Annotated in this window: 21 protein-coding genes; 8 read left to right on the top strand and 13 right to left on the bottom strand. The window is 70.0% G+C overall.

The window, feature by feature from the left end:
* Positions 1–64: 64 nt before the first annotated feature.
* Complete coding sequence (locus tag MLE42_RS10950; protein WP_243287923.1) at positions 65–1075, bottom strand: CobW family GTP-binding protein; 1011 nt, start codon at positions 1073–1075, stop codon at positions 65–67.
* A gap of 116 nt (positions 1076–1191) precedes the next feature.
* On the opposite strand from MLE42_RS10950, the gene MLE42_RS10945 reads away from it, so the two are divergent.
* Positions 1192–2475 carry a 3-deoxy-D-manno-octulosonic acid transferase gene (locus MLE42_RS10945; RefSeq protein ID WP_243287922.1) on the top strand — a complete coding sequence of 428 codons (1284 nt, stop codon included), beginning with the start codon at positions 1192–1194 and terminating at the stop codon, positions 2473–2475.
* A gap of 14 nt (positions 2476–2489) precedes the next feature.
* Positions 2490–3401 carry an ATP-binding response regulator gene (locus MLE42_RS10940; protein WP_243287921.1) on the top strand — a complete coding sequence of 304 codons (912 nt, stop codon included), beginning with the start codon at positions 2490–2492 and terminating at the stop codon, positions 3399–3401.
* 86 nt (positions 3402–3487) lie between these two features.
* On the opposite strand, the gene trxA is transcribed toward MLE42_RS10940, so the two are convergent.
* Genes trxA through ribB form a run of 3 tightly spaced genes read right to left on the bottom strand, consistent with a single transcriptional unit; the run spans position 3488 to position 5417 of the window.
* On the bottom strand, positions 3488–3808 hold the full coding sequence (trxA, locus tag MLE42_RS10935; RefSeq protein WP_043483480.1) for a thioredoxin: 321 nt from the start codon (positions 3806–3808) through the stop codon (positions 3488–3490).
* A gap of 17 nt (positions 3809–3825) precedes the next feature.
* Positions 3826–4320 (bottom strand): Crp/Fnr family transcriptional regulator, encoded by a 495-nt coding sequence (locus MLE42_RS10930; protein ID WP_243287920.1) that lies wholly within the window; start codon positions 4318–4320, stop codon positions 3826–3828.
* Complete coding sequence (ribB, locus tag MLE42_RS10925; protein ID WP_243287919.1) at positions 4317–5417, bottom strand: 3,4-dihydroxy-2-butanone-4-phosphate synthase; 1101 nt, start codon at positions 5415–5417, stop codon at positions 4317–4319. Before ribB ends, MLE42_RS10930 begins: the two co-directional genes overlap by 4 nt.
* 103 nt (positions 5418–5520) lie before the next feature.
* Between ribB and MLE42_RS10920 the strand changes: the two genes are divergently transcribed.
* From MLE42_RS10920 to MLE42_RS10900, 3 genes are all read left to right on the top strand, one after another.
* The gene (locus tag MLE42_RS10920; RefSeq protein ID WP_243287918.1) at positions 5521–6561 is read left to right on the top strand and encodes a DUF4388 domain-containing protein; all 1041 of its coding nucleotides are present in this window, start codon (positions 5521–5523) and stop codon (positions 6559–6561) included.
* Between the two features lie 112 nt (positions 6562–6673).
* Positions 6674–7759: a hypothetical protein gene (locus tag MLE42_RS10915; protein ID WP_243287917.1), complete on the top strand. Its 1086-nt coding sequence runs from the start codon at positions 6674–6676 to the stop codon at positions 7757–7759.
* Positions 7756–8685, top strand: coding sequence for a cell division protein FtsX (locus tag MLE42_RS10900; RefSeq protein WP_338029968.1), 930 nt, complete (start codon positions 7756–7758; stop codon positions 8683–8685). The genes MLE42_RS10915 and MLE42_RS10900 overlap by 4 nt, the downstream gene beginning before the upstream one ends.
* A gap of 9 nt (positions 8686–8694) precedes the next feature.
* Here the strand turns inward: MLE42_RS10900 and MLE42_RS10895 are convergent, their stop codons facing one another.
* From MLE42_RS10895 to murC, 4 genes are read right to left on the bottom strand one after another with little or no spacing between them, the layout of a single operon-like run.
* Positions 8695–9591 (bottom strand): carbohydrate kinase family protein, encoded by an 897-nt coding sequence (locus tag MLE42_RS10895; protein ID WP_243287916.1) that lies wholly within the window; start codon positions 9589–9591, stop codon positions 8695–8697.
* Complete coding sequence (locus MLE42_RS10890; protein ID WP_243287915.1) at positions 9588–10169, bottom strand: UbiX family flavin prenyltransferase; 582 nt, start codon at positions 10167–10169, stop codon at positions 9588–9590. Before MLE42_RS10890 ends, MLE42_RS10895 begins: the two co-directional genes overlap by 4 nt.
* A 22-nt stretch (positions 10170–10191) precedes the next feature.
* A complete protein-coding gene (locus tag MLE42_RS10885; RefSeq protein ID WP_243287914.1) occupies positions 10192–12831 on the bottom strand; it encodes a M14 family zinc carboxypeptidase in 2640 nt (879 codons plus the stop codon).
* Between the two features lie 7 nt (positions 12832–12838).
* The gene (gene murC, locus MLE42_RS10880; RefSeq protein ID WP_243287913.1) at positions 12839–14206 is read right to left on the bottom strand and encodes a UDP-N-acetylmuramate--L-alanine ligase; all 1368 of its coding nucleotides are present in this window, start codon (positions 14204–14206) and stop codon (positions 12839–12841) included.
* A 306-nt stretch (positions 14207–14512) separates the two neighbouring features.
* Between murC and MLE42_RS10875 the strand changes: the two genes are divergently transcribed.
* Positions 14513–15187: a hypothetical protein gene (locus MLE42_RS10875; protein WP_243287912.1), complete on the top strand. Its 675-nt coding sequence runs from the start codon at positions 14513–14515 to the stop codon at positions 15185–15187.
* A gap of 62 nt (positions 15188–15249) precedes the next feature.
* Here the strand turns inward: MLE42_RS10875 and MLE42_RS10870 are convergent, their stop codons facing one another.
* From MLE42_RS10870 to MLE42_RS10855, 4 genes are all read right to left on the bottom strand, one after another.
* A complete protein-coding gene (locus MLE42_RS10870; RefSeq protein ID WP_243287911.1) occupies positions 15250–16197 on the bottom strand; it encodes a diacylglycerol/lipid kinase family protein in 948 nt (315 codons plus the stop codon).
* A 25-nt stretch (positions 16198–16222) separates the two neighbouring features.
* Positions 16223–17743 carry a hypothetical protein gene (locus MLE42_RS10865; protein ID WP_243287910.1) on the bottom strand — a complete coding sequence of 507 codons (1521 nt, stop codon included), beginning with the start codon at positions 17741–17743 and terminating at the stop codon, positions 16223–16225.
* The gene (locus MLE42_RS10860) at positions 17740–18708 is read right to left on the bottom strand and encodes a glycosyltransferase (RefSeq protein ID WP_243287909.1); all 969 of its coding nucleotides are present in this window, start codon (positions 18706–18708) and stop codon (positions 17740–17742) included. The genes MLE42_RS10865 and MLE42_RS10860 overlap by 4 nt, the downstream gene beginning before the upstream one ends.
* Before the next feature lie 79 nt (positions 18709–18787).
* Complete coding sequence (locus MLE42_RS10855) at positions 18788–19657, bottom strand: RluA family pseudouridine synthase (RefSeq protein ID WP_243287908.1); 870 nt, start codon at positions 19655–19657, stop codon at positions 18788–18790.
* A 208-nt stretch (positions 19658–19865) separates the two neighbouring features.
* Here MLE42_RS10855 and MLE42_RS10850 point away from each other — a divergent pair, with 208 nt between their 5' ends.
* A complete protein-coding gene (locus MLE42_RS10850; RefSeq protein ID WP_243287907.1) occupies positions 19866–22982 on the top strand; it encodes a C45 family autoproteolytic acyltransferase/hydrolase in 3117 nt (1038 codons plus the stop codon).
* Positions 22983–23028: 46 nt separating this feature from the next.
* Here MLE42_RS10850 and MLE42_RS10845 read toward each other — a convergent pair whose 3' ends face one another.
* Entirely contained in the window at positions 23029–23457 is a 429-nt protein-coding gene (locus MLE42_RS10845) for an RrF2 family transcriptional regulator (RefSeq protein ID WP_243287906.1), read from the bottom strand.
* Between the two features lie 120 nt (positions 23458–23577).
* On the opposite strand from MLE42_RS10845, the gene cysK reads away from it, so the two are divergent.
* On the top strand, positions 23578–24534 hold the full coding sequence (cysK, locus tag MLE42_RS10840; RefSeq protein WP_243287905.1) for a cysteine synthase A: 957 nt from the start codon (positions 23578–23580) through the stop codon (positions 24532–24534).
* Position 24535: the final 1 nt, after the last annotated feature.

Raw genomic sequence — 24535 nt, 5'->3', positions numbered from 1 at the left:
GGGGGCCGGGCGAACTGCGATGATACCAAGCCCGACGCGGATCCGGCGATGCGGCAGATCCGCGCTAGAGAATGGCCTTGCGACGCGCGCCTGCGGGGGCCCGCTCCAGCGAGCGCAGGGCTTTCTTCCAGTGGGCTCCGTCCAGACCGGTGCCGATGACCACGGCCGCGCAGGCAGGAGCCGAGCCGTCTGCGAGGAGGGGCAGGGGCGAGATCTCCAGGCGCCCGTCCGCCAGCTGGAAGGCCCAGCGGTCACTGCCGTCATTCCTGGCGGCCCAGCCCGCGAAGGCGCAGACGCCCTTGGCGCGCAGCAGTTCGCCGGATTCCGGCGGTGCCAGCAGGAGGGCCTCCAGCGCCGCGGGATCCACGGGATGGTCCCAGTGCAGCGTGAGGGATCGGGCCTCGGCGAAACTGGGGCCACCAGAGGCTTCCCAGCCCTCGGGCATGGGGCGCAGGTCTCCGCGCCAGGGATCGGGACTGCCCTCAGGGGCGAGCCCGTGGCGCGTGGGGATCAACGGGATGTGCTTGAAGGCCGTGCGCAGCTCGCCCTCCCAGGCTACGGCCGCCGAGGGATCGAGATCGGCCTTGCTGAGGTGGATGAGGCTGGCCAGGGCCGCCTGCCGATGGAGTAGGGGCTTGGTCTTCAGGTGGTCCACGGGAGCCAGGCAGGAGACGACCGTGAGCAGGCCGGCCAACCGCAGGCGCCCGGCCAGGGCGGGTTCCACCTCCAGGTCCAGCAGGTCCGTGGGGTCCGCCAGGCCCGTGGTCTCCAGGACCACCCGCTCGGGCCGCTGGCCGTCCGGCTGCTCGCACCAGGCCTGGAGGGTGGCCACCACGTCGTTGCGGAGGCTGCAGCAGACGCAGCCGTTCACCAGGTTCTCCACACCCGCCAGCTCGGGGCGCTCGGCGTCCACGAGCGTGCCGTCCACGCTGATGGCGCCGAATTCGTTGATGAGCACGGCCACCCGATGGCCGGCGGCGACTTCGGCCTTCAGCAGCCGGTTCACGACGGTGGTCTTCCCGGCGCCCAGGGGGCCGGTGACGATGAGGACTTCGAGCGGAGCGCGATCGGGCATGCCTCCATCATGCCCTGGAGGAAAAGCGGAACGCGAAGACCGCGAACACGCCCTTCGCGTTCGTCCTTTCAAGGTCTCCTTTGTCCTGGCGCGACCAAGTGTGAGAGCGTAAACGGATGGATGCCCTAGACCTGAGTTACCTCGCGGCCGTCTCCCTGGCGGGGGCCATGGCCCGGTCCTGCGCCCGGGGCCTGCCAGAGGGCTGGCGGCTGCGGCTGGAGGCTGATGCGCCGGACCTGCCTGCGGGCCGCTGGATCTGGCTGCACGCGGTGAGCGTGGGCGAGCTGCTGCTGGCGGACGGCCTGGTGGCGCGCCTGCGCGACGCCGGCCACCGTGTCCATCTGAGCACGGGCACGCCGGCGGGGCTGGCGCTGATGGCGAAGCGGCTGCCGGGCTGGAACGCCGGCACGGGGCGGGTCAGTGGCGGGGCCTTTCCCCTGGATGACCCCGAGGGTCTGGAGCCGTTCCTGCGGCGCCCGCCGGGCCTGTTCCTGGCGCTGGAGACCGAGATCTGGCCGGGGCTGCTCCAGGCGCTGGAGGTTCGTGGCGTCCCGCGGGTCATCGTGAATGGGCGGCTCACGGAGAAGTCCCTCCGGAAGGGCGGCCCCTGGATGCGGCGGGCGGCCTCGCGGCTGAGCCTGGTGGCGGCCCGGGACGAAGCCAGCGCGGAGGCTTTCCGGCGCCTGGGCGCCCCGGAGGTGCGGTTGGGCGGCAACCTCAAGGCCGACCTTCCGCCCCCGCGTCCCCTGCATGAAGGCTGGACCGCGCTGCGCGAAGCCTGGGTGGGCCTGCCCGTGGTGGTGGCGGGCAACACGGTGGAAGGCGAGGAGGGGCTGATCATCGGCGCGTGGCGTGAGGCCCGGGCGAAGCACCCTGGCCTGAAACTCATCCTGGCCCCCCGTCAGCCTCGTCGCTTCGATGCTGTGGCGGGCCTGATGGCCGGTGAGGGCCTGGCCTTCCGCCGTGCTTCCGGCGGATGGGCGGAGGGCGCCCCCTGGTCGGGGACGGACGTGCTGCTCCTGGACACCCTGGGCGAGCTCTCGGCCGCCTACGCCGAAGGCACCGTGGCACTGGTGGCCGGCGGCTGGGCGGCGGATGGCGGGCACAACCCGCTGGAGCCCGTCCGCGCGGGGGTTCCGGCCCTGGTGGGCCCGGGTTTCGCCAATTTCGAAGACTTGGTGCCACCCCTGCGCGAAGCAGGCCTGCTCCAGGTGGTTCCTGCCGTCGGACTTGGCGCGGCGCTGGAGGCGACCCTGGCCGCCGCGCCGCTGCGCTCAGGGGGCCCAGCCCCGCTGCCGGAGGCTCTGAGGGGCACGCTGGACCGCACCTTGGGACTTGTGGAGCCCTATCTGGCCGCCCTTCCGGCCGCCAGCCGGCTGGAACCTCATCGAGTATTCTGAAGCGTGGAGCCGCCATGACCCGCCGCGGGACGCACATCCTCCTGATCGATGACGACCCCTCGGTGCTCGAGATGGTCCAGTCCGCCCTCGCCCATTACGGCATGGAAGTCCACGGCTACCCCGACGCCGCCCAGGCCCTGGAACTCCTCCAGAACCCCAAGGCCCCGCCCTTCGACCTGGTCATCAGCGACATCAACATGGAGGGCATGGACGGGTTCGAGGTGGTCCACAAGGTGAAGGCCTCGCACCCCCACCTGCCCGTGGTGCTCATGACCGGCCAGGCCTCGGTGGACTACGCCATCCAGGCCATGCGGCTGGGCGCCTCCAACCTGTTCATGAAGCCCATCGCCATGAAGGATCTGGTGCACAGCGTGTTCCACCTGGTGGAGCTGCACCGGGATCTCCGCAAGGCGGACGACGGTCTGCGCGGGCTGGTGAACGAGCGGCGGCATTTCCTGTTCCGGTCGGACGAGCTGGACATCCCGAGCCTCACGCACCACCTCACGGACCGGCTGGTGCCCATGGGGTTCGCCTCCGTCGGCAACATCGACGTCATCGCCATGGCCATGCATGAGGCGCTGGTGAACGCCCTGGAGCACGGCAACCTCGACCTGGATTCGCGGCTGAAGGGGGATCTCTTCGCCAAGGAGGATGCCTACGCGGCGCTCCGCACCAAACGCATGGCGGATCCCGAATATGCGGGGCGGCTCATCGAAGTCCGCCTGGCCATGGACACGGAGCGGTTCGAGGTGGAGATCAGCGACGAAGGCCGTGGCTTCGACGCCGGCCGGCTCTCTCCGCCCCAGCCCGATTCGGAGATGGCTCCCCACTGCGGGCGCGGCCTGCCCCTCATCCTCCTCGTGATGGACGAAGTCCACTTCAACGACAAGGGGAACCAGGTGAGGCTGGTGCTGAGAAGGAAGTAGCTATCAGCTGTCGGCTGTCAGCTTTCAGCCAAAGAAAACGCCGGGTCGCCCCGGCGTTTTTACTGATAGCTGACACCTGATAGCTCTCAGAACGCACTCTCCACGAACGCCTTGAGCTGGGGCTTGGGCTGGCCGCCGATGAGCTTGTTCACGGGCTTGCCGTCCTTGAAGACGATGAGGGTGGGGATGCTCATGATGCCGAACTGGCCGGCCACCTGGGGGTTCTCGTCCACGTTCATCTTCACGAACTTGGCCTGGCCCTTCATCTCGGCGGCCAGCTCGTCCAGGACGGGGGCGATCATCTTGCAGGGGCCGCACCAGGGGGCCCAGAAATCCACGAGGGTGACACCCTGGGCGACGGCCTGGGGAAACTCAGCGTCGGTGATGTGCGCTACGAGGTCGGACATGGGAACTCCTTTCAAGTTCAGGGTACGGGAATGGGGCCGCCGGGATTGGCGCCACCCCACTGGGCGATCGTGAAGATGCTCATGTAGCGGTCGTTGGTCTCCCGCAGGCGCTGGGCGAGCACTTCGCAGAGGGCATAGAGGATCTTGAGCGCGATCTTGTGCTGGGTTTCGATCAAGGACCGGAGATCCTGCAGGGGGATGAAGAACAGCTCGGACGGCTCGTTGGCGATGGCGTCCGCCGCCCGGGTGGCCAGGTCGATGAGGGCCATCTCGCCGAAGTAGGCCGGGGGGGCAAGGACGGCGAGGGCCTCTTCACCGGTGGCGCCGCGTTTGGAGATCCGCACCGAGCCCTTCAGCACGATGAAGAGGCCGTCGCCGGCATCCCCTTCCCGGAAGATGACCTCGCCGGCCGCGACCTGGCGCTTCTGGCCGATGATCAGGATCTGGGCGCGCTCCACCTCGTCCAGGTTCCTGAACAGGGGCGACTGGGTCAGGAAGCGGGCGTCGATCACCGGGGATCCGAGGAAGGTTCCAAGGGCACGTGGGCACAGATGTCGAGGCCGAAGCCACGGAGTCCAATGTACTTGGTTTCGTGACGGCTGAGGAGGCGCATTTTTCCAACCCCCAGCTGGCGCAGGATCTGCGCGCCCACGCCGAAATCCCGGTCATTCATGGCCTGAAGCTGGGCGTGGCCCTCCTCGGCCACCCCCGGGGTGTGGGCGTGACGGCGCAGGTAGACCATGGCGCCGCGGCCCTCCTTGGCCAGGGCGGCCATGGCTCGCTGGAAGAGGCCGGTCTCGAAGCCGTGCAGGTCGTCGGGCAGCGTCTCCACATGCACCCGCACCAGGGGCGGGTCGCCCCCCAGATCGCCCAGTACGAAGGCCAGGTGACTGCCGCCGTCCAGCAGGCTCCGGAAGCTGTGGACCTTGAGGGCCCCCCACTGGCTCACCATGTCGCGGGCCCCCAGATGCGTCACCAGGGGCTCCTGGCGGAGGCGGTAGGCCACCAGGTCCGCCACGGTCACCAGCGGCAGGCCGTGCTGCTTGCAGAAGGGCACCAGGTCCGGCACCCGGGCCATGGTGCCGTCATCCTTCATAATCTCGCAGATGACGCCGCTGGGATGCAGACCCGCCAGGCGCGCCAGGTCCACGCTGGCCTCGGTCTGGCCCGTGCGCGTGAGCACGCCGCCAGGCCGGGCCCGCAGGGGGAACACGTGGCCGGGCTTCACGAAGTGCTGGGGCTTGGCGTCCGGGGCGATGAGGGCCTGGATGGTGCGGGACCGGTCCTGGGCGCTGATGCCGGTGGTGGTGCCTTCGCGGGCTTCCACGGAGATGCAGAAGGCCGTCTCGAAGGGACTGGTGTTGTCCCGGACCATGAGGGGGATCTGGAGGCGGTCCAGCACGGGGCCTTCCAGGGCGGCGCAGATGAGGCCGCGGCCATGGGTGGCCATGAAGGCGATGGCTTCCGGGGTGACATGCTCGGCGGCCAGGGTGAGGTCGCCCTCGTTCTCCCGGTCTTCGTCATCGACCACCACGACCATGCGGCCCTGCCGGATGGTGTCGATGGCTTCCTCGATGGAGGCGAAGGGGGAGTCGGGACGGGTGCTCATAGACCCATCAGGATCGCTCAGGAGGACCCGGGGGGGAAGGGCGCACTCCATGGTAAGGTTGACCATCTTCTGTAGGCCTTCATTTTCCCGAGAGGAACGACCCATGTCCCAGGGTGTGATCCAAGGCTCCATGCGTGAGGCGCCGCTGCCCGACATCATCCAGCTCGTGAGTCAGGGCGGGAAATCGGGGTGCTTCCACGTGCAGCAGGAGGCCTCCCGCGCCCGCATCTATCTCAGGGATGGGCGGATCATCCACGCCGTGACCCACGCCGGGGAAGGGTTCGAGGCTCTCATGGAAGTGGCCCTGTGGCTCGACGGCACTTACCGGTTCGAGGAACTGGTGCCCGACGTCCCGGCCACCATCACCAAACCCAACGCCTCCATTCTCATGGAGTTGGGCCGGCGCATGGACGAATGGCGCGTCATCAGCCAGAAGGTCCCTTCGGTGGACCTCTACCCCGCCTCCACCCTGCTTCCTGGGGAGACACCGCACGGCGTGAACGCCCGGGAGGCCCGGGTCCTGGCGCTCGCCACCGGGTACTACAGCGTCGCCGAGGTGGCCGAGGCCATGCAGAAGCCCGTGCTCACCATCGCCAAGGATCTCTATGGGCTGGTGATGGCCGGTCACGTCACGCTGAAGGGCATCCGGTCCGGCAAACCCCCCAAGATCGATGCCCCCGCCGCACCCCAGCCTGGACCCCAAGCCGGATCACCGCAGGCCCTTCCGGACATCCGGGAAGTGGATGCGGGGGGGCCGTCCCTTCCCCAGGCCGCCCCCATCGCCGCCGGGTTCCCGGAGAACGCCGAGCCGCTCCCGGAGACCGTGGGCGGAGGGATCGCCGGAATGCCGGCTCCCGCCCCGGCCAAGCCCGCGCCGGCGGACGACCCCCAGCGCATGGTGAAGCTGATGAACTTCACGCAGCGCATCGCCCAGGCGGCCAAGATGGTGCTTCCCGAAGCCCAGCACGAGATGGTGCACCGCTACCAGGCCAAGGCCACCCAGCAGATCATCTCCGGCGACGGCCCGGAGGCGGTGAAGAACCTCGCCCTGGCCATCAGCCGCGGAGCCGTGGATGCGGGCTGCGATGCGGACATGGTGCGCACCCTGAACACCCACCTCAAGGCGCTCTTCGCCACCAAGTAGGCGGTCTCCCATGATCCGACCTCTACCCGCACCGGTGTCCGGCACCGGGAACATCGCGCGCGCCGTGGGCATCCATCTCAAGGCGCCCCTCGCCACCACGTAGGCGGTTTCTATGATCCGACGTCTTCTCGCAGGTCTTGCGGCAGTGCTCTCGCTGGTGGCCATGGGGTGCAAGGAACCCGATGGCAGTTCCGGCGGGACCGCGGGCGTGGCCCTGTACGCCTACGACAGCACCACGAGCTCGGTGTTCGTCTGGAGCGACCTGAGCGCCCTGTACGACAGCACCGCCACCTCGGTGGCCCCCAGCAAGACGATCACCTCCTCGGTGTTCAGCACCAAGATCGGCAGCCTGGCCTGGGGCGGGCTCTGCTTCGACCGGCAGAACGGCTACCTCTACATGGTCTCGGACACCGGCACCATCGTGCGCGTGAGCAACATCCGGACGCAGAGCGGCGACGTGGCCAGCTCCGACGTGGTCTCCTTCAGCCTGTCCAGCACGGGCCGGCTCTCCAGCTCGACGTTCGGGCAGGCCAGCCTGGACCCGCAGACCGACACCCTCTACATCACCGAGAACGGCACCAGCGGCACCCAGATCTGGGTCGTCAGCAACGCCAGCACCCAGCCCCAGAGCGCCACGATCACGCTCCAGGCGCTGATGGTCAGCGGAGACACCGGCGGGACCGGGGTCGCCTCCGCCTCAGGTTCGGTCTACGCCTTCATGCTCTCGGGCGACACCGTGGGAACCGTGACGACCTACACGGGCCCCCGCCTCCGGAAAGGAACCGCCTCGGGTTTCGTCAGCGCCAACACGATCATCGGTCCCTCGACGCTCCTCGGCCAGTACGGCGCCCTCGCGCTGGACTCGGGCAACGGCTACCTCTTCGTGGCCCGCCACAACACCGATGCCGGCGCTTCCACGGCGCCGATCCTGGTGTTCACGACCGGGATGTTCGGCCAGGCCTATGATCAGGCCCCGACCGCGACCCTGGGAAGCGCCACGGACCAGCCCAACCTCCGGGTCCTCGCCCACGCCGGCACCAAGGACTGGCTCGTGGGCCTGCGCGGAAACGGCGCCACGGCCTTCGCCACCATCGACTTGTGGAAGTCGCCCATGGGCGGCACCGCGGCCAGGACCATCACCGCCTCGCCCACCACCGCCCTCTTCAAGGGAGTGGCGGTGGACGGGAACGCCTCGTGACCGCCCTCCGCCTCCTGGGACTGCTGCTCCAGGACGTGCTGCGAGACCTCTTCCGGCACCGGGGCCAGTATTTCCTCGCCGTGCTCACCCTGGCCTCGGGCCTCCTCCTGGCGGGCGGCGGCCTGCTCCTGGTGGAGAGCCTCGACCGCTTCGTGGGGCGCCTGGAGGACATGGCCAAGGTGGTGGTCTACGCCGCCGATGGCAAGACTCTCGATGAGGCCGAAGCGCGGCTCCGCCGGGATCCCCGCTTCCGGGAGGTGCGCCGGGTGACCGCCGCGGAGAACCGCAAGCGCTTCCAGTCGGCCACGCGCGAAGCGGGCCTGCTGCTGGAGAGCGCTGGCCAGGATGCTTTGCCGGAGAGCCTGGAGCTGAGCCTCCGCCAGGACCTCGCCGAAGGCGCCAAGGCGGTGGAGGTGGCCGCGAGCCTCCGGAATCTTCCCGGCGTGGGCGATGTGCTGGCGGACCAGGAACGGCTGGAGCAGCTCCAGCGCATGGCCCGGATGCTGCGCTCGGCCCTGGCCAGCCTGGGCGCGCTCCTCCTGGTGGCCGCGGGCTTCGCCACGGGGAACGTCATCCGCATGAGCATCCTGGCCCGGGAGGAGGAGATCAGCATCATGCGCCTGGTGGGCGCCTCCGAGAGCTTCATCCGCACGCCCCTGGTGCTGGAAGGCGCGGCGCTGGGTCTCGGGGGCAGCCTCCTGGCCCTGCTGGGCCTGTTCGGACTGTGGCTGCCCGTCTCCCGGGGCCTGGGCGGCCTCTCGCCGCTCCTGGTGGATCTGGCCCGCCTGGGCTTCTTCTCCGCCGGCAGCATGGCGCTGCTCGCCTTCGTGGGGGCCGCCACCGGCGCCCTGGGCGCGCTCTGGGCCTTCTGGAGCACCCGCCGGGCTCAGCGCGCCGAGGCCGCGCTGATGGAGAGCGCGGGCTGATTCCGGGCCTCAGCGGGACCGGACGTCCAGTTCCGGGGCCGTGATGAGGCCGGACGAGGTTCCCCGCAGAGTGCAGGCGTGGCGGGCGGCGATCTGGCCCCGCCGGATGGACGCCTCCAACGATCGTCCTTCCAGCACGTAACTGGTGAGGAACCCGACGGCGAGGGCGTCGCCGGCGCCGTTGGTGTCCACCACAGGGCGTTCGTCGGCCACGGGCGGGAAGAAGGTGATGCCGGCGCGGGTGCCCAGGGCGCAGCCCTGCGCGCCCATGCCCGACACCACGATGCGGCCGGGGTGCCCCTCCAGGAAGGCCTGGATGAGAGGGCTGGGATCGCCGTGATTGGCGGCGGAGAAGAACAGGATGTCCGCCTGCTCGATGAAGTCGCGCCGATAGGAATCCGCCGGGTCGATGACATCCTGGAGGTCACAGGCCACGGTGAGGCCCAGCCCCTTCGCCACCGGCAGCAGGCGGCGCGCCCAGTCCGGGATGTTGACGTGCGCCAGCCGGGCGCCGGCCATCACCGCGCGGCAGCGCGGCAGGTCCAGATCGAGGGCGGGGTGCCCCTTCCCGTCGTAGAAGTTCTTCCGCCGCCCATCGGGATACATCAGGTTCACACTCCGGGCGGTTCCCGCAGGGTCCAGACCCAGGCCGCGCAGGTCGACGCCCGCACCGGCGAGCCGCGCTCGGACGGCCCCGCCAGCGGCGTCCTCGCCCACATGGCCGATGAAGGCCACGCGCCGCCCTAGGGCCGCGTAGCCCAGGCTGGCGTAGCCCCCGGCCTGGCCCACGCAGTCCAGGTTCTCCGTGAAGTTCCCCTCCACGGTCCAGTCGATGCCTTCCGGCGGAAGGTACACGTTGGTGTCGAGGCCCGCGCACCCGACGACGACCACCTCGAGGGAGCTCATTCCTTCCACCGGCGGGGGTCCGCCTCCGCCAGTCCCAGCTGGTCCAGCACCCGGGTGGCGAAGGTGTCGTAGAGGTCGTCGAGGCCCTTGGGGGCGGTGTAGAAGCTGGGCATGAGGGGCATCACGATGGCGCCCGCGTCGTGGACGCGAAGCATGTTCTCCAGGTGGATGCGGTTCAGGGGGGTTTCCCGCAGGCAGAGCACCAGCGGGCGGCGCTCCTTCAGGCACACGTCCGCGGCGCGGCTCACGAGGGATTCGCTCACGCCGGCGGCGATGCGGCCCAGGGCGCCGGCGCTGCAGGGCACGATGGCCATGCCGTCGTGGCGGTGGGAGCCCGAGGAGATGTCCGCGCCCAGGTCGCGCTCGTCCCGCAGGCCGACTTTCGGCAGGGCCGCCAGGTCCTTGGGTGTGAGGCCGGTCTCGTCCAGCAGGCAGCGCTTCCCCGTGGGCGACAGCAGCAGCGCGATCTGCGCCACGGCGGGGCTGGCGGAGAGGCGCCGCAGCACGGCCACGCCGAAGGCCGAGCCGGAAGCGCCGGTGATGGCGAGGGTGAAGCGGCGGCCGCTGGAGTTGGTCATCGGGCGTCCCTCATTCCGGGATTCATTCGGGAGCAGGCCGGTAGGCCCCGAAGAAGATGGCGTTGAACAGCAGGCGCCGCGTAAAGGGCTCCTGGCCGCGGAAGACCGGATCGCCCGCCACCAGGATCACCGCGCCCAGGCCCAGCTTCTCGCGAAAGGCGTAGGCGGTCTGCTGGAGCTTGGCTTCCATGGCCCTCGGCACCAGGCCGGACACCTTCAGCTCCTCCTTGCCGTAGTGGACGGGGTTTTCGCCCCCCTGGCTCAGCTCGAGGATGGGGTCGCTGGTGTCGAGCACCGCCGCGCCGCCCTCGGCGTGGAGGCCCCAGGCCAGGGGATGGCCGCCGTCCACCTGGACCTTCAGGAAGGCGCCCGGGATGCTCTCCTCCAGGGCCCGCTCCTCGCGCTTGTCCCAGGGGCGCACCAGGTCCGCGGGATCGGCCTTGGGCGCCTCGCGCTTGGGATCCTTCTCCTTGAGCCGGGCCTCCTCGGCGGCCTTGGCGAGCAGGTGGTAGCCCGTGGGGGTGAGACCGGCCCGGGAGGCGTAGGCCGCGCCGCCCTGGAAGGCCAGGAGGCTGCCGCCCTCGGTGATCCAGGCCTTCAGCTTGGCCGCGCCGCCCTCGCCGAGGGCCTGCTGCCACGCTTTGCCCTGGGCGCCATCGTCCACGACGAGGACGTGGGTGAACCGGCCCAGGGGGACGGCTCCGAACCGGTCGGCCCGAAGCTGCACGAAGGGCAGGCCGGCCTCGGTGAGGGTGTGGGCGAGGGCGCCGAAGGCCATGGGGTTGGCGGGTCGGTCCATGAGGATGGCGATGCGGGGGGTCCGCAGGACCAGGGTCCGGTTGGAGCCCAGATCTGGGCCCGAGTCCATCTGGGCGGTGTCCATGGCCACCACCGGGTGGTGGTTCTCCCGGGCGAGGGCCTGCAGCCGCCCGGCCAGGGATTCCAGGTTGGTGCGCCGGGGCAGGATGATGGTGCCCGCTCCGAACCGCTGGTTCCGGTAGGTGGCCGGTTCGGCCAGGACCGTGGCCTTGAAGCCTTCCTGGAGGAGGGCCGCCACGGTGCGTTCGACCCCCTCGTGGCCCGCGGGGATGAGGTAACCCCAGGCCGCTTCGGGGAGCGCTCCCTCCCCGGCCACCGTGAGGGGCGCCGTGGCGACCCTGGGGCGGGCCTTCGCCCGCCAGGCGGGCACATGGAAGGCCAGGGGCAGGCTCCAGGCCGTGAGGTCGTACGTGGGCTTGGGGCCCATGTGGGCCTCGCCCTCCAGCAGGGCCTGGGCCAGATCGCCCCGAGGCTGGTCCAGGGGCACCAGGTAGCTGCCCGCGGGCAGGCCGTGGGCCTTGGCGAGGCCGATGGGCTCCAGGCCGCCAGCGGCTGGATTGGCCCCGAGATCGGCGGTGGTGCGCAGCACCTCGATGCCGTTCCGCCCCAGCAGGTCCACGAGGGCCCTCGTCCGGCCCGGATCGTCCCCCTCCGCCAGGAGGAAGGCCCCGGCGCGGTCGCCCAGGGCCACGCGCTCGCGGTGGGCCCGCTGGTAGTCCCAGAGGAGGGCCTGGCGCTCGCTGGCGGCGGTGGCCACGGTGGCCAGGCTGGAGGCCACGTGGCGCTGGATGCGCCCCTCGAGGGTGAGGATCTCGCCATCCTGCCGCTTGTAGGCGGGCCCGCCCTGGCCCGCCACTTCGAAGGTCATGCCCACGGCGCCCTGGAAGGTGGGCCAGGAATCCCCGTAACCGGGGTAGAAGAGGTCGAACACGTCCCGGCTGAAGTAGGCCCAGCCATGGGCGTCGAAGGCCCGGGCCACGCCCTTCCCGAAGGCCGCCTGCCAGCGGCCGGAGAAGGCCGCGGGGAGCGCTTCGTGGATGGGCTGCATGGTGGGCGGGAAGTAGTAGGTGGCCTCCGGCCACATCTCGTGGTGATCCGCCAGCACCTGGGGGTTCCAGCGCAGGAAGGCCGCGGCCTTGGCCCGGGATTCGCCCTGGGTCTGCCAGGCCCAGTCGCGGTTCAGGTCGAAGAGCCGGTGGTTGAAGCGTCCCCCGGGCCAGCGTCCGGTGTTCTGGGCGTCCATGGGGTCGTTGGTGTTGAAGGGGGTCGAGGCTTCCGCCACGGCCTGCCGGTGCCGGGCCAGCCCGTCCGGGTTCTGCGTGAGGTCCATGAGCAGCACCACGCGTTCAAGCTGCTTCACCACCTCGGGGCTGCGGGCCGAGGCGAAGTGGTAGGCGACCGCCAGGGCGGCCTCAGAACCCGAAGCCTCGGACCCATGGACCGAGTAGCCCAGCCACACGAAGGCGGGGTTGGACTCCGCGATGCGGCGGGCCTCGTCCTCCCCGCAGGTCCGGGGGTCCGCGAGCTTCGCGTTGAGGGCCTGCAGCTCATCCAGGCGCTTCAGGTTCTCCGGCGAGCTGATGACCAGGAAGGGCTGTTCCCGCCCCTCCTCCGTGACGTTCAGGGTGAGGAGCTTCACGCGGTCCGGCGCCGTCGCGGCCAGGGCCCGGACGTAGGCCAGCAGGTCGTGGTGGGAGGTATAGCGGGTGCCCAGATCCGGCCGGGGCACGTCGGGACGGCGGTCCCCGGCCGGCAGCAGGCCGGGTGGAAGGCCGGCCATGAGGCTGATCGCGGCGCAGGCCGGGGCGAGAAGGGCAGGCAGGAGGAGGGAGCGCCGCCTCATGCGCGCCTCAGGCCAGGCCCAGGAAGGCCGGCCCGGCCTGTGTGATGGAGCCCGCGCCGAAGGTGATGAGGAGATCTCCGCTGCGGGTCAGGCGCTTGAGGACTTCGGGCAGATCGTCGATCCGCCCGGCGAGGTGGACGTCCTTCTGGCCGTGGGCGCGCAGGGCCTCCACCACGGCGGCGCTGTCCACGCCCTGGATGGGGGGCTCGCCGGCGGGGTAGATGTCGGTGACCACCACGGAATCCGCCTCGAAGAACGCCGTGCTGAACTCTTCCAGCAGCGCCTTGGTGCGGCTGTAGCGATGGGGTTGGAAGGCGGCCACGATGCGACGCTCGGGGAAGCCGGCCCGGGCCGCGGCAAGGGTGGCGGCGATCTCCGTCGGGTGGTGGCCATAGTCGTCCACCACCAGCACGCCGTCCTTCTCGCCCTTGACCTGGAAGCGCCGGTCGGCGCCCGTGAAGCTGGCCAGGCTGGTGCGGATGATCTCGCGGTCCACCTCGAGCTCCAGGGCCACGCCGATGGCGGCCAGGGCGTTCAGCACCATGTGGTGGCCCGGCACGCCCAGGCTGAAAGCGCCCAGATCCTCGCCGTAGGCGCGGACCTTGAAGTGGGTGCGGAAGCCCTCCTGCCGGATCTCCTGGGCGCGGATGTCCACCTGGGGGTGGGTGCCGTAGGTCCGCACTTGCCGCTTCAGGCGCGGGCGCACGGCGGCGGCGTGGGGGTCGTCCATGCAGAGGAATACGGAGCCGTAGAAGGGCACCTTGTTCGCGAACACCACGAACGCGTCCTGGATCTCCTCGAGGTCCTTGTAGTGGTCGAGGTGCTCACGGTCGATGTTGGTGATCGCGGCCAGGGTGGGGTTCAGCATGAGGAAGCTGCCGTCGCTCTCGTCGGCTTCGGCCACCAGGATGTCGCCCTTTCCCAGCTTGGCGTTGCTGCCAATGGTGCCCAGCTTGCCGCCGATGACGATGGTGGGGTCGAGGCCGCCGTGGCTCAGCACCTGGGCCACCATGCTGGTGGTGGTGGTCTTCCCGTGGGAGCCGGCCATGGCGATGCCGTACTTCATGCGCATCAGCTCCGCCAGCATCTCGCCCCGTGGGATCACGGGCACCTTGGCGGCGTGGGCCGCCACCACTTCCGGATTGTCACCCTTCACGGCCGACGAGATCACCACCACCTGGGCGCCTTCGATGGCCTCACCCCGGTGGCCCAGGTGCACCTCGATGCCCAGGCCCCGCAGGCGCTGGGTCACGGCCGTCTCCCGCAGGTCCGAGCCCGACACCCGGTAGCCCAGGTTGGCGAGCACTTCCGCGATGCCGGACATCCCGATGCCGCCGATGCCCACGAAATGGATGTGCTGGATCTTGCCGAACACCTGGAGGCCCCCATGTTTAAGCAGGTGTCAGGATACCCCAGCTCCTGGCATGGCTCTGGCATCCTGATGGGGTTCCTACCGGAACCATGGGGGTGTGTGATGAGGAAGCTCGATACGCAACTCCGCGCCACCGCGCTCTTTTCCTGTCTTCTCGCCATGGCTCCCGTCTGTGGTGCTTCGCCACAGCAGGAGCGGGGCCGTCGCGCAACGCCACAGCCCATGCGTCCCACGGCCGACCGGCCCGCTCCCGACGCCTCACGGTCTGACAGTCCCCGAAACCTGGCCGGGCCCGTGGCGGCCGATCGGATGGATCGAACGGAGCGCCACCCGGGGATCCGCACGCCCCGGGTCGATCCCCGTCCGGCGGATCTCGCCCCCCGGGCCACCCGCATCAGCCTGTACCCGGGCACCCAGGTGGTGGTGCCCCCGGCCTGGAATCGCTGCTCCGCCATGCCCTCGGTCCGCTACTGGCAGCGGCGCGACATCATGGCGGAGATCCAGTGGCTCTCCCGCCGAGGCTACATCCCCGTGACACCCCTGGGCGGCACCGTGGAGTCCCTCTCGGACTATGTCCAGGTTCCCGCCGGGTGGCGCGCCTACGGCGTCTCCGTCCCCGCGGGGGGGACCGTCCAGGTCGAGGTCCAGCACACCAAGCTGGCCTGGTTCCGGCTCATGCTGGTGGACAAGTGGGGCCAGCCCGGGCCCGGCATGATGCAGGCCGCCTATGCGCCCCAGCCCATCCTCGTGACCTACAAGAACCCCCACAAGGAGGCCACGGCCGTTTACGTCATCGTGGATGATCCCGCCTGGTGGTCAGACGCCCGGGACCCCTACACCCTGGTCGTCCGCCGGAACTGGGACCCCGCCACGGTGGATCTGAGCGGGGTGAAGATGGTGGCCGGCCTCTGGGGCGCCAGCCCCAGTGTCAGCGCCGAGTTCCGCGGACCGAGCCTCACCGGGCCCGCGGTCTTTCCGCATTGACTCACCTTTTTCACCAGCGCAGAAACGGCCCCGTTCGGGGCCGTTTCTGCGCTGGGCTACGCCTACTGCCAGGGGCAGCCTCCCGTCACCCACATCCGGAAGGCCCGGGGCTCCACAGTGAGCTCGGCGCGGTCGCGCTCTGCGACAGGTTCGCCGTCCAGGTGCCAGGGCAGGGGGCGCTCCAGGCGCAGGGTGGCGCGGCGGATCCGCCCCTCGTGGCGGAGGGCCGTGTGCCCGCCCTCCTGGAAGAGCCTGGGCGCTTCGGTGAACAGGGTGAGCCAGGTGGGCCGGGCCAGGGTGGCCCACTGGAGGCAGCCGTCCGTGGGGTCGGCGTACGGGGCGATCCACAGGCCGCTGCCGTAGGTGGGGAGGTTGGCGAAGCAGAGGCTCCAGGCGGCTTCCGGCAGCTTCGATGCGCCGGGGTGGAAGGCGGCGCGGATGCGCTCGATCCGGCCGTCCGAGGGGGGCATGGGCGCCTCTTCGGCCTCCCAGGCCAGGGTGGTCGGCTTCCAGGTGCGCCAGAGCTCCAGGGTGGCCCGGGCGTAGGCGGCGAAGCCGCGGCCCGGGAGGCCCGCGAAGCGGTGTGCCACGGCGGCTTCGAAGCCGGTGCCGCAGACATTCACGAAAGGGGCGCCATCCAGGCAGGGGAGGTCCATGCGCACTTCCCGGCCTTCGAGCAGCCGCCGCAGGGCGCCGGCGGGCTCCAGCGGGGTCCTCAGGCCCCGCACCAGCCCGTTCCCGCTGCCGCCGGGGATGGCCCCGAGGGGCACGGGGCAGCCCCGCTCGAACAGGGCCCGGGCTGCGTGGTGGATGGTGCCGTCCCCACCCCACACGAGCAGGGGCCCTTCCGCCCGCCGGGCCTGGTCGATGGCGGGTTCGAAGTCCCAGGGCGGCCCGAAGGGGAGGACCTCCACGCGGTCCCGCAGGTTTTTCGGGAGTGGCCGCAGCAGGGCGTCCGGATCCTTCGGGGTCGTGCCCGAGGCGGGATTGAAGAGGATCGGAAGTCTCATAAGGCGAGGATACCCGCTCGCCCCCTCAATCCAGGGCGACCACCAGGGCGGTGGGGTCCTCGTAGGCCACCCGGAAGGGGGCTTGCCGGAGCTCGGGGTAGCCGGCCGCCCGGGCGGCGCGGAGGACCAGATACCGCGCGTGGAACTGGGTCTTCATCTGCTCGGCGTCCAGGCGGATCTGGTGCCGCCGCAGGCGCTCGAGGAGCCTCGCCCGGTCCGCGTCGTCGCGCAGGGAATAGGTGGGATCCAGGCCCCAGAGGAACCTCTGCCGGTACCCGTCGTAAAACAGCTCGGGGAAGTCGTCCCAGTAGAGGTTGATGACCGTCTCGCCCGGGGCCAGGTTCCGGGCCATCCAGGCGCAGGCGCCGGTGAAGAAGCGGGGAGGCGACGCCTGGATCTGGTAGACCCGGTAGAACGTCAGGGATCTCGCGTGGAACCCTGCGAGGGCGATCAGGGCCAGCGCGCCCGCCGCCAGGCGGATGGGGCGCCGGGCGGTCCACCAGGCCGACGCCTCCAGGAGGGGCCACAGGTCGCGGACCACCAGCGCCCAGGCCGCGGGTATGAGCAGGGCCGAGTATTCGGCGAACCGGGGGGTGGCGATGGTCAGGCCAAACCAGAAGAGGGCGGCCGCGCCCAGGCCGAGGGTGCCCGGGGCGAGCCGTTTCCGCGTGAGGAGGAGGACCAGGGGCAGCGCGAAGGCCAGCATCAGCAGGAGGGGGTAGATGTCCCAGAAGACCGGCCAAGAGTAGGGATAGAGCTCGTTCCCCAGCTCGAAGCCGGAGGCTGCCGACCCCTGCAGGCCCAGGCGGAAGACTTGGATGTAGGTGAGGAAGGTCTCCAGCGTGAGGGGCGTGTAGGGATGGATCGCCAGCCCCAGCACGGAGCCGGCGCCCGCCGCCAGGGGCAGCCGGAGGTCCGGCCGTTCGCGGCCGAGCCACGCCCCCAGCACGAAGGGGATCGCCGTCATGAGCAGCACGAAGGGGACGGTGTAGGCCCAGGCATAGACGAAGCCCAGGACGAGGAGGGCCTTCCAGCGCTTCCGCAGCAGGAAGTGCAGGCCCAGGACCAGCAGCAGCATGCTGAGCACGTGGGAGCGGATCATGCCCAGGCGGGCGATGAAGAGGCCGCCCGTGGCCAGCGTCAGGGCCGCGAAGAAGGCGGGGAAGCGGACGCGGTGGGCCCGGAGCACCGCATAGAGCGCGGCCAGGACCGCCACGGAGAGCAGCACGCCGAAGATCCGCGCCCCCAGGATCGGGTCGCCGCCGATCCGCGCGAAGGGGGCCATGGCCAGGTGGTAGAGGAACTCCTTGTCGCAGAAGTGCTCCCGCCAGGTGCTCAGCTGGGTCCACGGGAAGGCCCGCGACAGGCCCTGGGTGGGCATCAGCGCCGCGAAGCGGGCGTGGAAGTAGCCGTCCCGCTCGAAGAGACCCCGCTGGAGCCAGGCGGTGCCCCCGAACAGGAGCAGGGCATAGAGGAGGAGGCCTCCCGGGGCAGCCCAGGCCCTCAGCCGGGACGCCCATCCTTCACGCGGGTGGAGCAGGGTCATCGGTGGCCCTCCGGATCCGCCGGACCGGCTTCCACCGGCGGGATGGCCAGGTAGGCCATGCGCTTCAGCTCCTTGCGGCCCCGGGTGACCGTGTCGAGGATGAGGCCGCAGGTGAAGCCCAGGGCCGAGATGACCATCATCCCGGTGGTGAGGATCGCCGTGGGGAACCGAGGCACGAGGCCTGTGCGGAAGTAGGTCACGAAGATCGGGACCGACAGGCCGATGGCGGCCAGGGCCAGGAGGGTCGAGAGCACGGAGAAGAACTGGAGCGGCTTCTCGTTCCGGTAGAGCGAGGCGATGAGGCGGAGAATCCGGAATCCGTCGGCGTAGGTCCGCAGCTTGCTCGCCGAGCCTTCGGGGCGGGCCCCGTAGGGCGTGGCCAGCTCGGCTACGGGCATGGACAGTTCCAGCGCGTGGACCGTGAGTTCCGTCTCGGTCTCGAAGCCCCTCGACAGAGCGGGGAAGCTCTTCACGAAGCGCCGCGAGAAGGCCCGGTAGCCCGAGAGGATGTCCGTGAAGCGCTGGCCGAACAGCAGGCGCACGGCGGAGGTCAGCAGGTGGTTCCCGAACCGGTGGCCCCGGCGGTAGGCCTCGGTCCCCGTCTCGACCCGGCAGCCCACCACCATGTCGAGCTGGCGGCGCAGGAGGAGGTCCACCAGGGCGGGGGCGCTGGCGGCGCCGTAGGTGGCGTCGCCGTCCACCATCACGTACACGTCCGCGTCGATGTCCGCGAACATGCGGCGCACCACGTGGCCCTTGCCCTGGGCAGTCTCGAAGCCCACCAGGGCGCCCGCCGCCCGGGCCGCCTCCACCGTGCGATCCGTCGAGTTGTTGTCGTAGACGTGGATGGCCGCGCCGGGCAGGACGGCGCGGAAATCCGCCACCACGCGGGCGATGGCGGTCTCTTCATTGAAACAGGGGATGAGGACTGCCACCCGGACAGGTGCTTGGGCGGGGAGGTTCATGCGTGCCTTCCGTGCAGGGCCCGTCGAGGCTCCGTGGGCCCATTCTGGACCAGGAGATAGGTTGGGGCCAGCGCTCGGGTCAGGCCTTGAACCGGAGAGGTGGCGCTTCCAGCCGGAGGTCCGCTCCGGTCACAGGATGCTTCAGGCCCAGCCGCCAGGCGTGGAGCCAGAGGCGGTCCGAGGGCGCGCCGCCGTAGAGGGCGTCACCCAGGATGGGGCGGCCCAGGTGGGCCAGGTGGACGCGGATCTGGTGGGTGCGGCCCGTGTGGATGCGGGCCACGATGTAATGCCCCGGGACGAGGCCTGCCATCTCCTCGGCGGTGGCAGGGCGGAAGTCCGTGCGCGCTGATTTCGGATCCATGAGGTCGCCCTCGCAGCCGAAGCGGCCGGGATCAGCGCCCCGCAGGCGGCCAATGGGGGCCTCCACCGTGCAGGCTTCCAGGGGTTCGGAGACCCGTGCCAGGTAGAGCTTCTCCAGGTTCCGGTCCGCGAAGGCGGCGGCGAGGCCCGGGTTCGCCTTGGCGTCCTTCGCCAGCACCAGCAGGCCCGAAGTGCCCTGGTCCAGGCGGTGGTGCAGGAACAGCTTCAGGTCCGGACGCTGGGTCTTCAGCAGGGCGAGCAGGTCGTGGCGGTCCGTGGCCCAGGTGCCCTGGGTGGCGAGGCCCGCCGGCTTGTCCACGGCCAGGAGCCATGCGTCCTCGAACACGATGGGGATGGCCGTCGTCGGCACCGGCGGCAGGTCGGGATCGTAGGCCACGCGGATCTCAAGCCCCGGCTTCACCAGCTTGCCCGCCACCTTCACGCGCTTGCGGTCCACCTGCACGCCGCCCAGCTTCAGAGCTTCGCGGGCCGCCCGGCGGGACAGCTCCGTCCGTTTCGCGATGAGCTGGTCCAGGCGCAGCTCCGCATCCTCAAGGTCCACGATGAAGGTCCATTTCCGAAGCGTCATGGCTCCAGCGTAGCGGGTGTGACGAACTCACCCCTTCGGCGGGCAGTCTGATCCGTCAATAAGGGGAACGCTAAGACCCCGAAAAAGCCCTTCGCGCTCTTCGCGTTCCTGTTTTGTCCAAGTGGGTGGAACCGATAAAGGGGCTGCCTCAAAAAGCGAGGCAATTTGGCGCCGCATTTTGGCATGCTGGAGGGTGGAGGCTCCCCCCATGATCCGACTGCTTCGCGCCGGGCTGCTGATGGCCCTGTCGGTGCTGCCTATGGCCGCCGAGATCCCCGTGTCCGGCTTCACGCTGAAACCCGGTTCCACGGCCCAGGTCCAGGGCCTGCGCCTCATTGCTCCGGCGGCCGGGGCGGAAGCCACGCTGGCCTCGGCTCCCGTGACGCTGAAGGTAGGCGAACTGTACCGGCTCAGCGCCACCCTCCGCACGGAAGGCGTGAAGGCCGACGCGCTGGCTCGCTACCCCACGGCCCTGGGCGCCTGCCTCTCCATGGAGAGCTTCCCCTTCACCAACGCTTCCCAGAGCGTGGCCGGCACCTCCGAACGCAAGGTCTCCGTGCTGTTCCTGGCCACGGCCCCGGCGGACCGCGTGCAGCTGCACCTGGGCCGCAACGGGAAGGCCACCGGCGCCGTCACCTTCAGCGCCGTCAAGCTGGAGAAGGTGGAGGACGTCACCCAGTTCATTCCCATGCAGACCGTGCGCTGGGCCGGGAAGGGCTTCCGCTACGAGATGGGCGGCTGGACCTTCCTGCACATCGAGGGCGCACCCTACGCCCGGGGCCGCCAGCACGGCGAGCTCATGGCCGACGAGATCGTGCGCTACATGACGAAGCTGGGCGTGCTGAAGAATGCGGCGGATCCCGCCCGCGGCTGGGCCGACCAGCGGCAGATGGCCGATGCCCTCTTCTTCCGCAAGTACGACGTGGAGTTCCTGGAGGAGATGAAGGGCATCGCGGACGGCGCGGCGAAGGCGGGTGCGGCGTTCAAGGGGCGCCCCGTGGACCTGCTGGACATCGTGACCCTGAACAGCGCCGTGGACATGAGCTCCCTCCAGGAGGGCCTGGCCCGCGCTGCGAACCCCCTCACCGGACGCACCTTCATGACCGGCGAGGACGAGATGGCCAAGGGCGGCGAGGGCGACCACTGCTCCTCCTTCGTGGCCACCAAGGGCGCCACCAGGAGCGGCCGCTTCATCTTCACCCAGATGTTCATGTGGAACGGCTACACGGGCACCGAGTGGAACGTGATGCTGGATGTCGTCCCTGAGAAGGGCCACCGCTTTGTGATGCAGACCTTCGCCGGCGGCATCCACAGCGGCACGGACTGGTACCTCAACGCCGCGGGGCTCGTGATGGGCGAGACCACCGTGGGACAGACACCCTTCAACCCCGACGGCACGCCCCAGAGCAATCGCATCCGCAAGGCCGCCCAGTATGCCGGCGGCATCGACGAGGCCGCGGAGATCCTCTTCAAGCAGAACAATGGCCTCTACACCAACGACTGGACCATGGCGGACGCCAAGACCGACGAAGGCGCCTGCTTCCTGCTGGGCACCGCGAAGACCCGCCTGTGGCGGACGGGGACGAAGGGGAAGGCCGCGGACACGCCCGGCAACCACCGGGATTTCATCTGGGCCAACAACAACAACCGGGACCTGGACGTGCGTGGCGAGTACGTGGCCAACCCCGAGAACGCCCCCGCAGACCTGGCCTTCAACACCTGGAACCGCGACATTGCCTTCCAGGAGGCCTTCAGGACCTATGGCAAGGGTGGCTTCGACATCGACGCCTCCACGCGCCTCATGGCCAGCAGCCCCATCAACCGCCCCCACGCCTGCGACGCCAAGCTGACCACCTCGGAAATGGCCGAGAAGCTCGTCTTCATCGCCCACCAGGGCAAGACCACCCAGCGGGAGAAGATGGTGGGGGGCCGGTGGATCGCCGATCTGCCCGGCGCCACGCCGCACCTCACCTATGGCTACACGGCCTTCAGTCCCATCTGGGTGACGGCCAAGCTCCAGGCTGCCCGGGCGGCCAGGAGTCAGGAGAAGCCTGCGAAGGTCGCGCCAGCACCTGAGGTGGGCGGCGTGAAGGAGGCCTTCGTCTTCGATGCGAAGGGGCTTTGGACAGGTACCGCCCGCCCGGCCTCGGACGCGGACAACTGGTTCATCAGCGGGTCCGCGGCCTACTGGCAGCAGCTGAAGCATCAGCCCTCCAGCCCCGCCAAGGGCTTCGAGGTGCAGTCCGCGGCCCTGGCGGATCTTGCCACCCGCCACCTTTGGCTGGGCGCCACGGAAGGGGCCAAGGCCCCGCTGGCGACGGTCACGGAGTACGACCGCTATGGGGCCTATCAGATCCCCCGCATCCGGGGCGTCTTCGCCTTGCATCAGCTCCGGCTGCACCTGGGCAACGCGGCCTTCGCCAAGGCCATGCAGTCGGTCCACGGCCGCTTCGCCGGCAAGGCGGTCACCACCGCCGAGCTCCTGAAGGCCCTCTCGGAGGGCGCCGGAAAGGATGTGGCGCCGATCCTGAAGCCCTGGCTGGAGCGGGCGGACCTGCCCGCGCCCAAGGTCCGGGCCCACGTCGAGAAGGCGGGTGGCGCCTACGAGGTGAGGGTCGAGGTGGAACAGCCCGGCTTCGCCTACCCCTTCGTGGCCTTCGCCAGTGTGGAGACGGACACGGGGGCGAAGCTGGAGCGGCTGGAGGTGAACGGCGCGAAAGCGGCCTTCACGCTCCGCAGCGAGTCGAAGCCCACGAGGCTCGTCCTCAATGCGGGAAACGACCTTCCCATGCCCCGCGCCAATGTCTGGGTGCCGGGGAATCTCCTGGACGATTGGAGCCGCGCGCTGCTGGTCTTCGGCACCGCCCGCGAAGTCGAGGCCCAGCGCACGCTGGCGCTGAACTACCGCGAGACACTGGCGGACAACATGACCGAGGTGCTGCTGCCCCTGAAGCCTGATGCCGAAGTAGGCGATGGCGACCTGGCCGCCAGCGACCTGGTGCTCTTCGGCGGTCCCGCCGACAACGGCGTGGTGGCCCGCCTCCAGGCCGAGGGCAAGCTGCCCTTCGAAGCCGGCCCTGGCTGGTTCACGTGGCAGGGGCGCACCTACGGCCGCCCCGACGACGGTCTGCTGGCCGCCTTCCCCAACCCCTGGAACCCCAAGCGCATGATGGTCTTCGTGCTGGCCAACAGCCGCGTGCAGCAGTGGGCCATGACGAAGACCGTGCCCCGCGGCCTGCCTGGCTGGGCGATCTACCGCGGCGGCGAGGTGAAGGAGAAGGGCCAGCCCGCCACCGAAGGGATGGTGGTGGACTTCGAACCCTGAGCGTCCCCTGCCGGCTCGGAATCCGCGGGGGCGGATTCCGAGCCGGTCAGATGGAGTACCCCTGGCTGTCCACTTCAATGGCCTGTTGCTTGAAGGCGAGGTCGGCGAGGGTGGTACCGCGGAGAACCGTGCGGGCAGCCTCGGTGCTGCGGGTCCAGAGCTCGCGGACAGCCCGGGCGCCCGGAGTCGCGTCGAGGGGGAGGCTGGCCGGGCCGAGGCGGCCTTCGAGGGCTTCCAGCACCTCCAGGGCCGTGATGTGGCTGGGGTGTCGGGCCAGCTCGCAACCGCCATTGGGGCCCCGCTGCACCTTCACCAGTCCTGAGGCCTTGAGGGGACCCAGGAGCACCCGGAGGAACTTGGGGGGCAGGGCCTGGCGCTGGGCCACGGCCTCCACCTGGACGGGGCCGTGTCCGGCGTGCAGAGCCAGTTCCACCATGAACTGCAGTCCGTAGCGCCCCTTGGCCGATCCCCGCATGGTGACCCCCCCTCCAGCCTGGATAGCTTAATATATAACAAAATAAATTGACAAACTTGACAATCTATTTTTCTTCTTCATACTCCAGGACTCGGCAGCGTCCGAAGCTTGGAGGAAGCCATGGCCCGCCCCACTGAACGCCCCAACCGCGTCGAGCACGCCTATGAGCTGGTGGGCTACACGCCCGTCGTGCGCTTGAACCGCCTTGTGCCCAAGGGCTCGGCCAAGGTCTACGTGAAGCTGGAGAGCGCCAACCCCGGAGGCAGCGTGAAGGACCGCATCGCCCTGAGCATGATCCAGGACGCGGAGGCCCGCGGCGCGCTGAAGCCCGGCATGACGCTGCTGGAGGCCACCAGCGGCAACACCGGCATCGGCCTCGCTTTCGTGGCGGCGGCCAAGGGCTACAAGATCACGCTGGTGATGCCGGACACCATGACGCAGGAGCGTCGATCGCTGCTGAAGGCCTATGGCGCGGAGTTGCTGCTGACGCCCGGTTCGGGCGGCATGAAGGCCGCGGTGGACAAGGCCCAGGAGCTGGCGGATGGCGATCCGTCCTACTTCCTGGTGCGCCAGTTCGAGAACCCCGCCAACCCCGCCGTCCACCGCCGCACCACGGCCCTGGAGATCCTCGAGCAGGTGCCGGAGCTGGACGCCTTTGTGGCGGGCGTGGGCACCGGCGGCACCGTCACCGGCGTGGGCGAGGTGCTGGCCGAGAAGAAGCCCGGCACCCTCGTGGTGGCCGTGGAGCCCGAGACGTCGCCCCTGCTGAGCGAAGGGAAGGCCGGTCCGCACAAGCTCCAGGGCCTGGGGCCGAACTTCGTGCCGGGCATTCTCAACAAGAAGGCCTTCCAGCGCGTCCGTCCCGTCGGCTACGACGACGCCATCACCATCGCCCGCCGCCTGGCCCGCGAAGAGGGCCTGCTCACGGGCATCAGCACGGGCGCCATCGTCTTCGCGGCCCTGGAAGTGGCCAAGGAGCTGGGCGAAGGCAAGACCGTGGTGGCCGTGCTCTGCGATACCGGCGAGCGCTACCTGACGCATCCGCTCTTCGCCGAGATCGATGGGCCGGCGATCTGAG

It is taken from the genome of Geothrix terrae (assembly GCF_022808775.1).
Taxonomy (GTDB): Bacteria; Acidobacteriota; Holophagae; order Holophagales; family Holophagaceae; genus Geothrix; species Geothrix terrae.
This window is presented reverse-complemented; position numbering and strand designations above follow the sequence as displayed.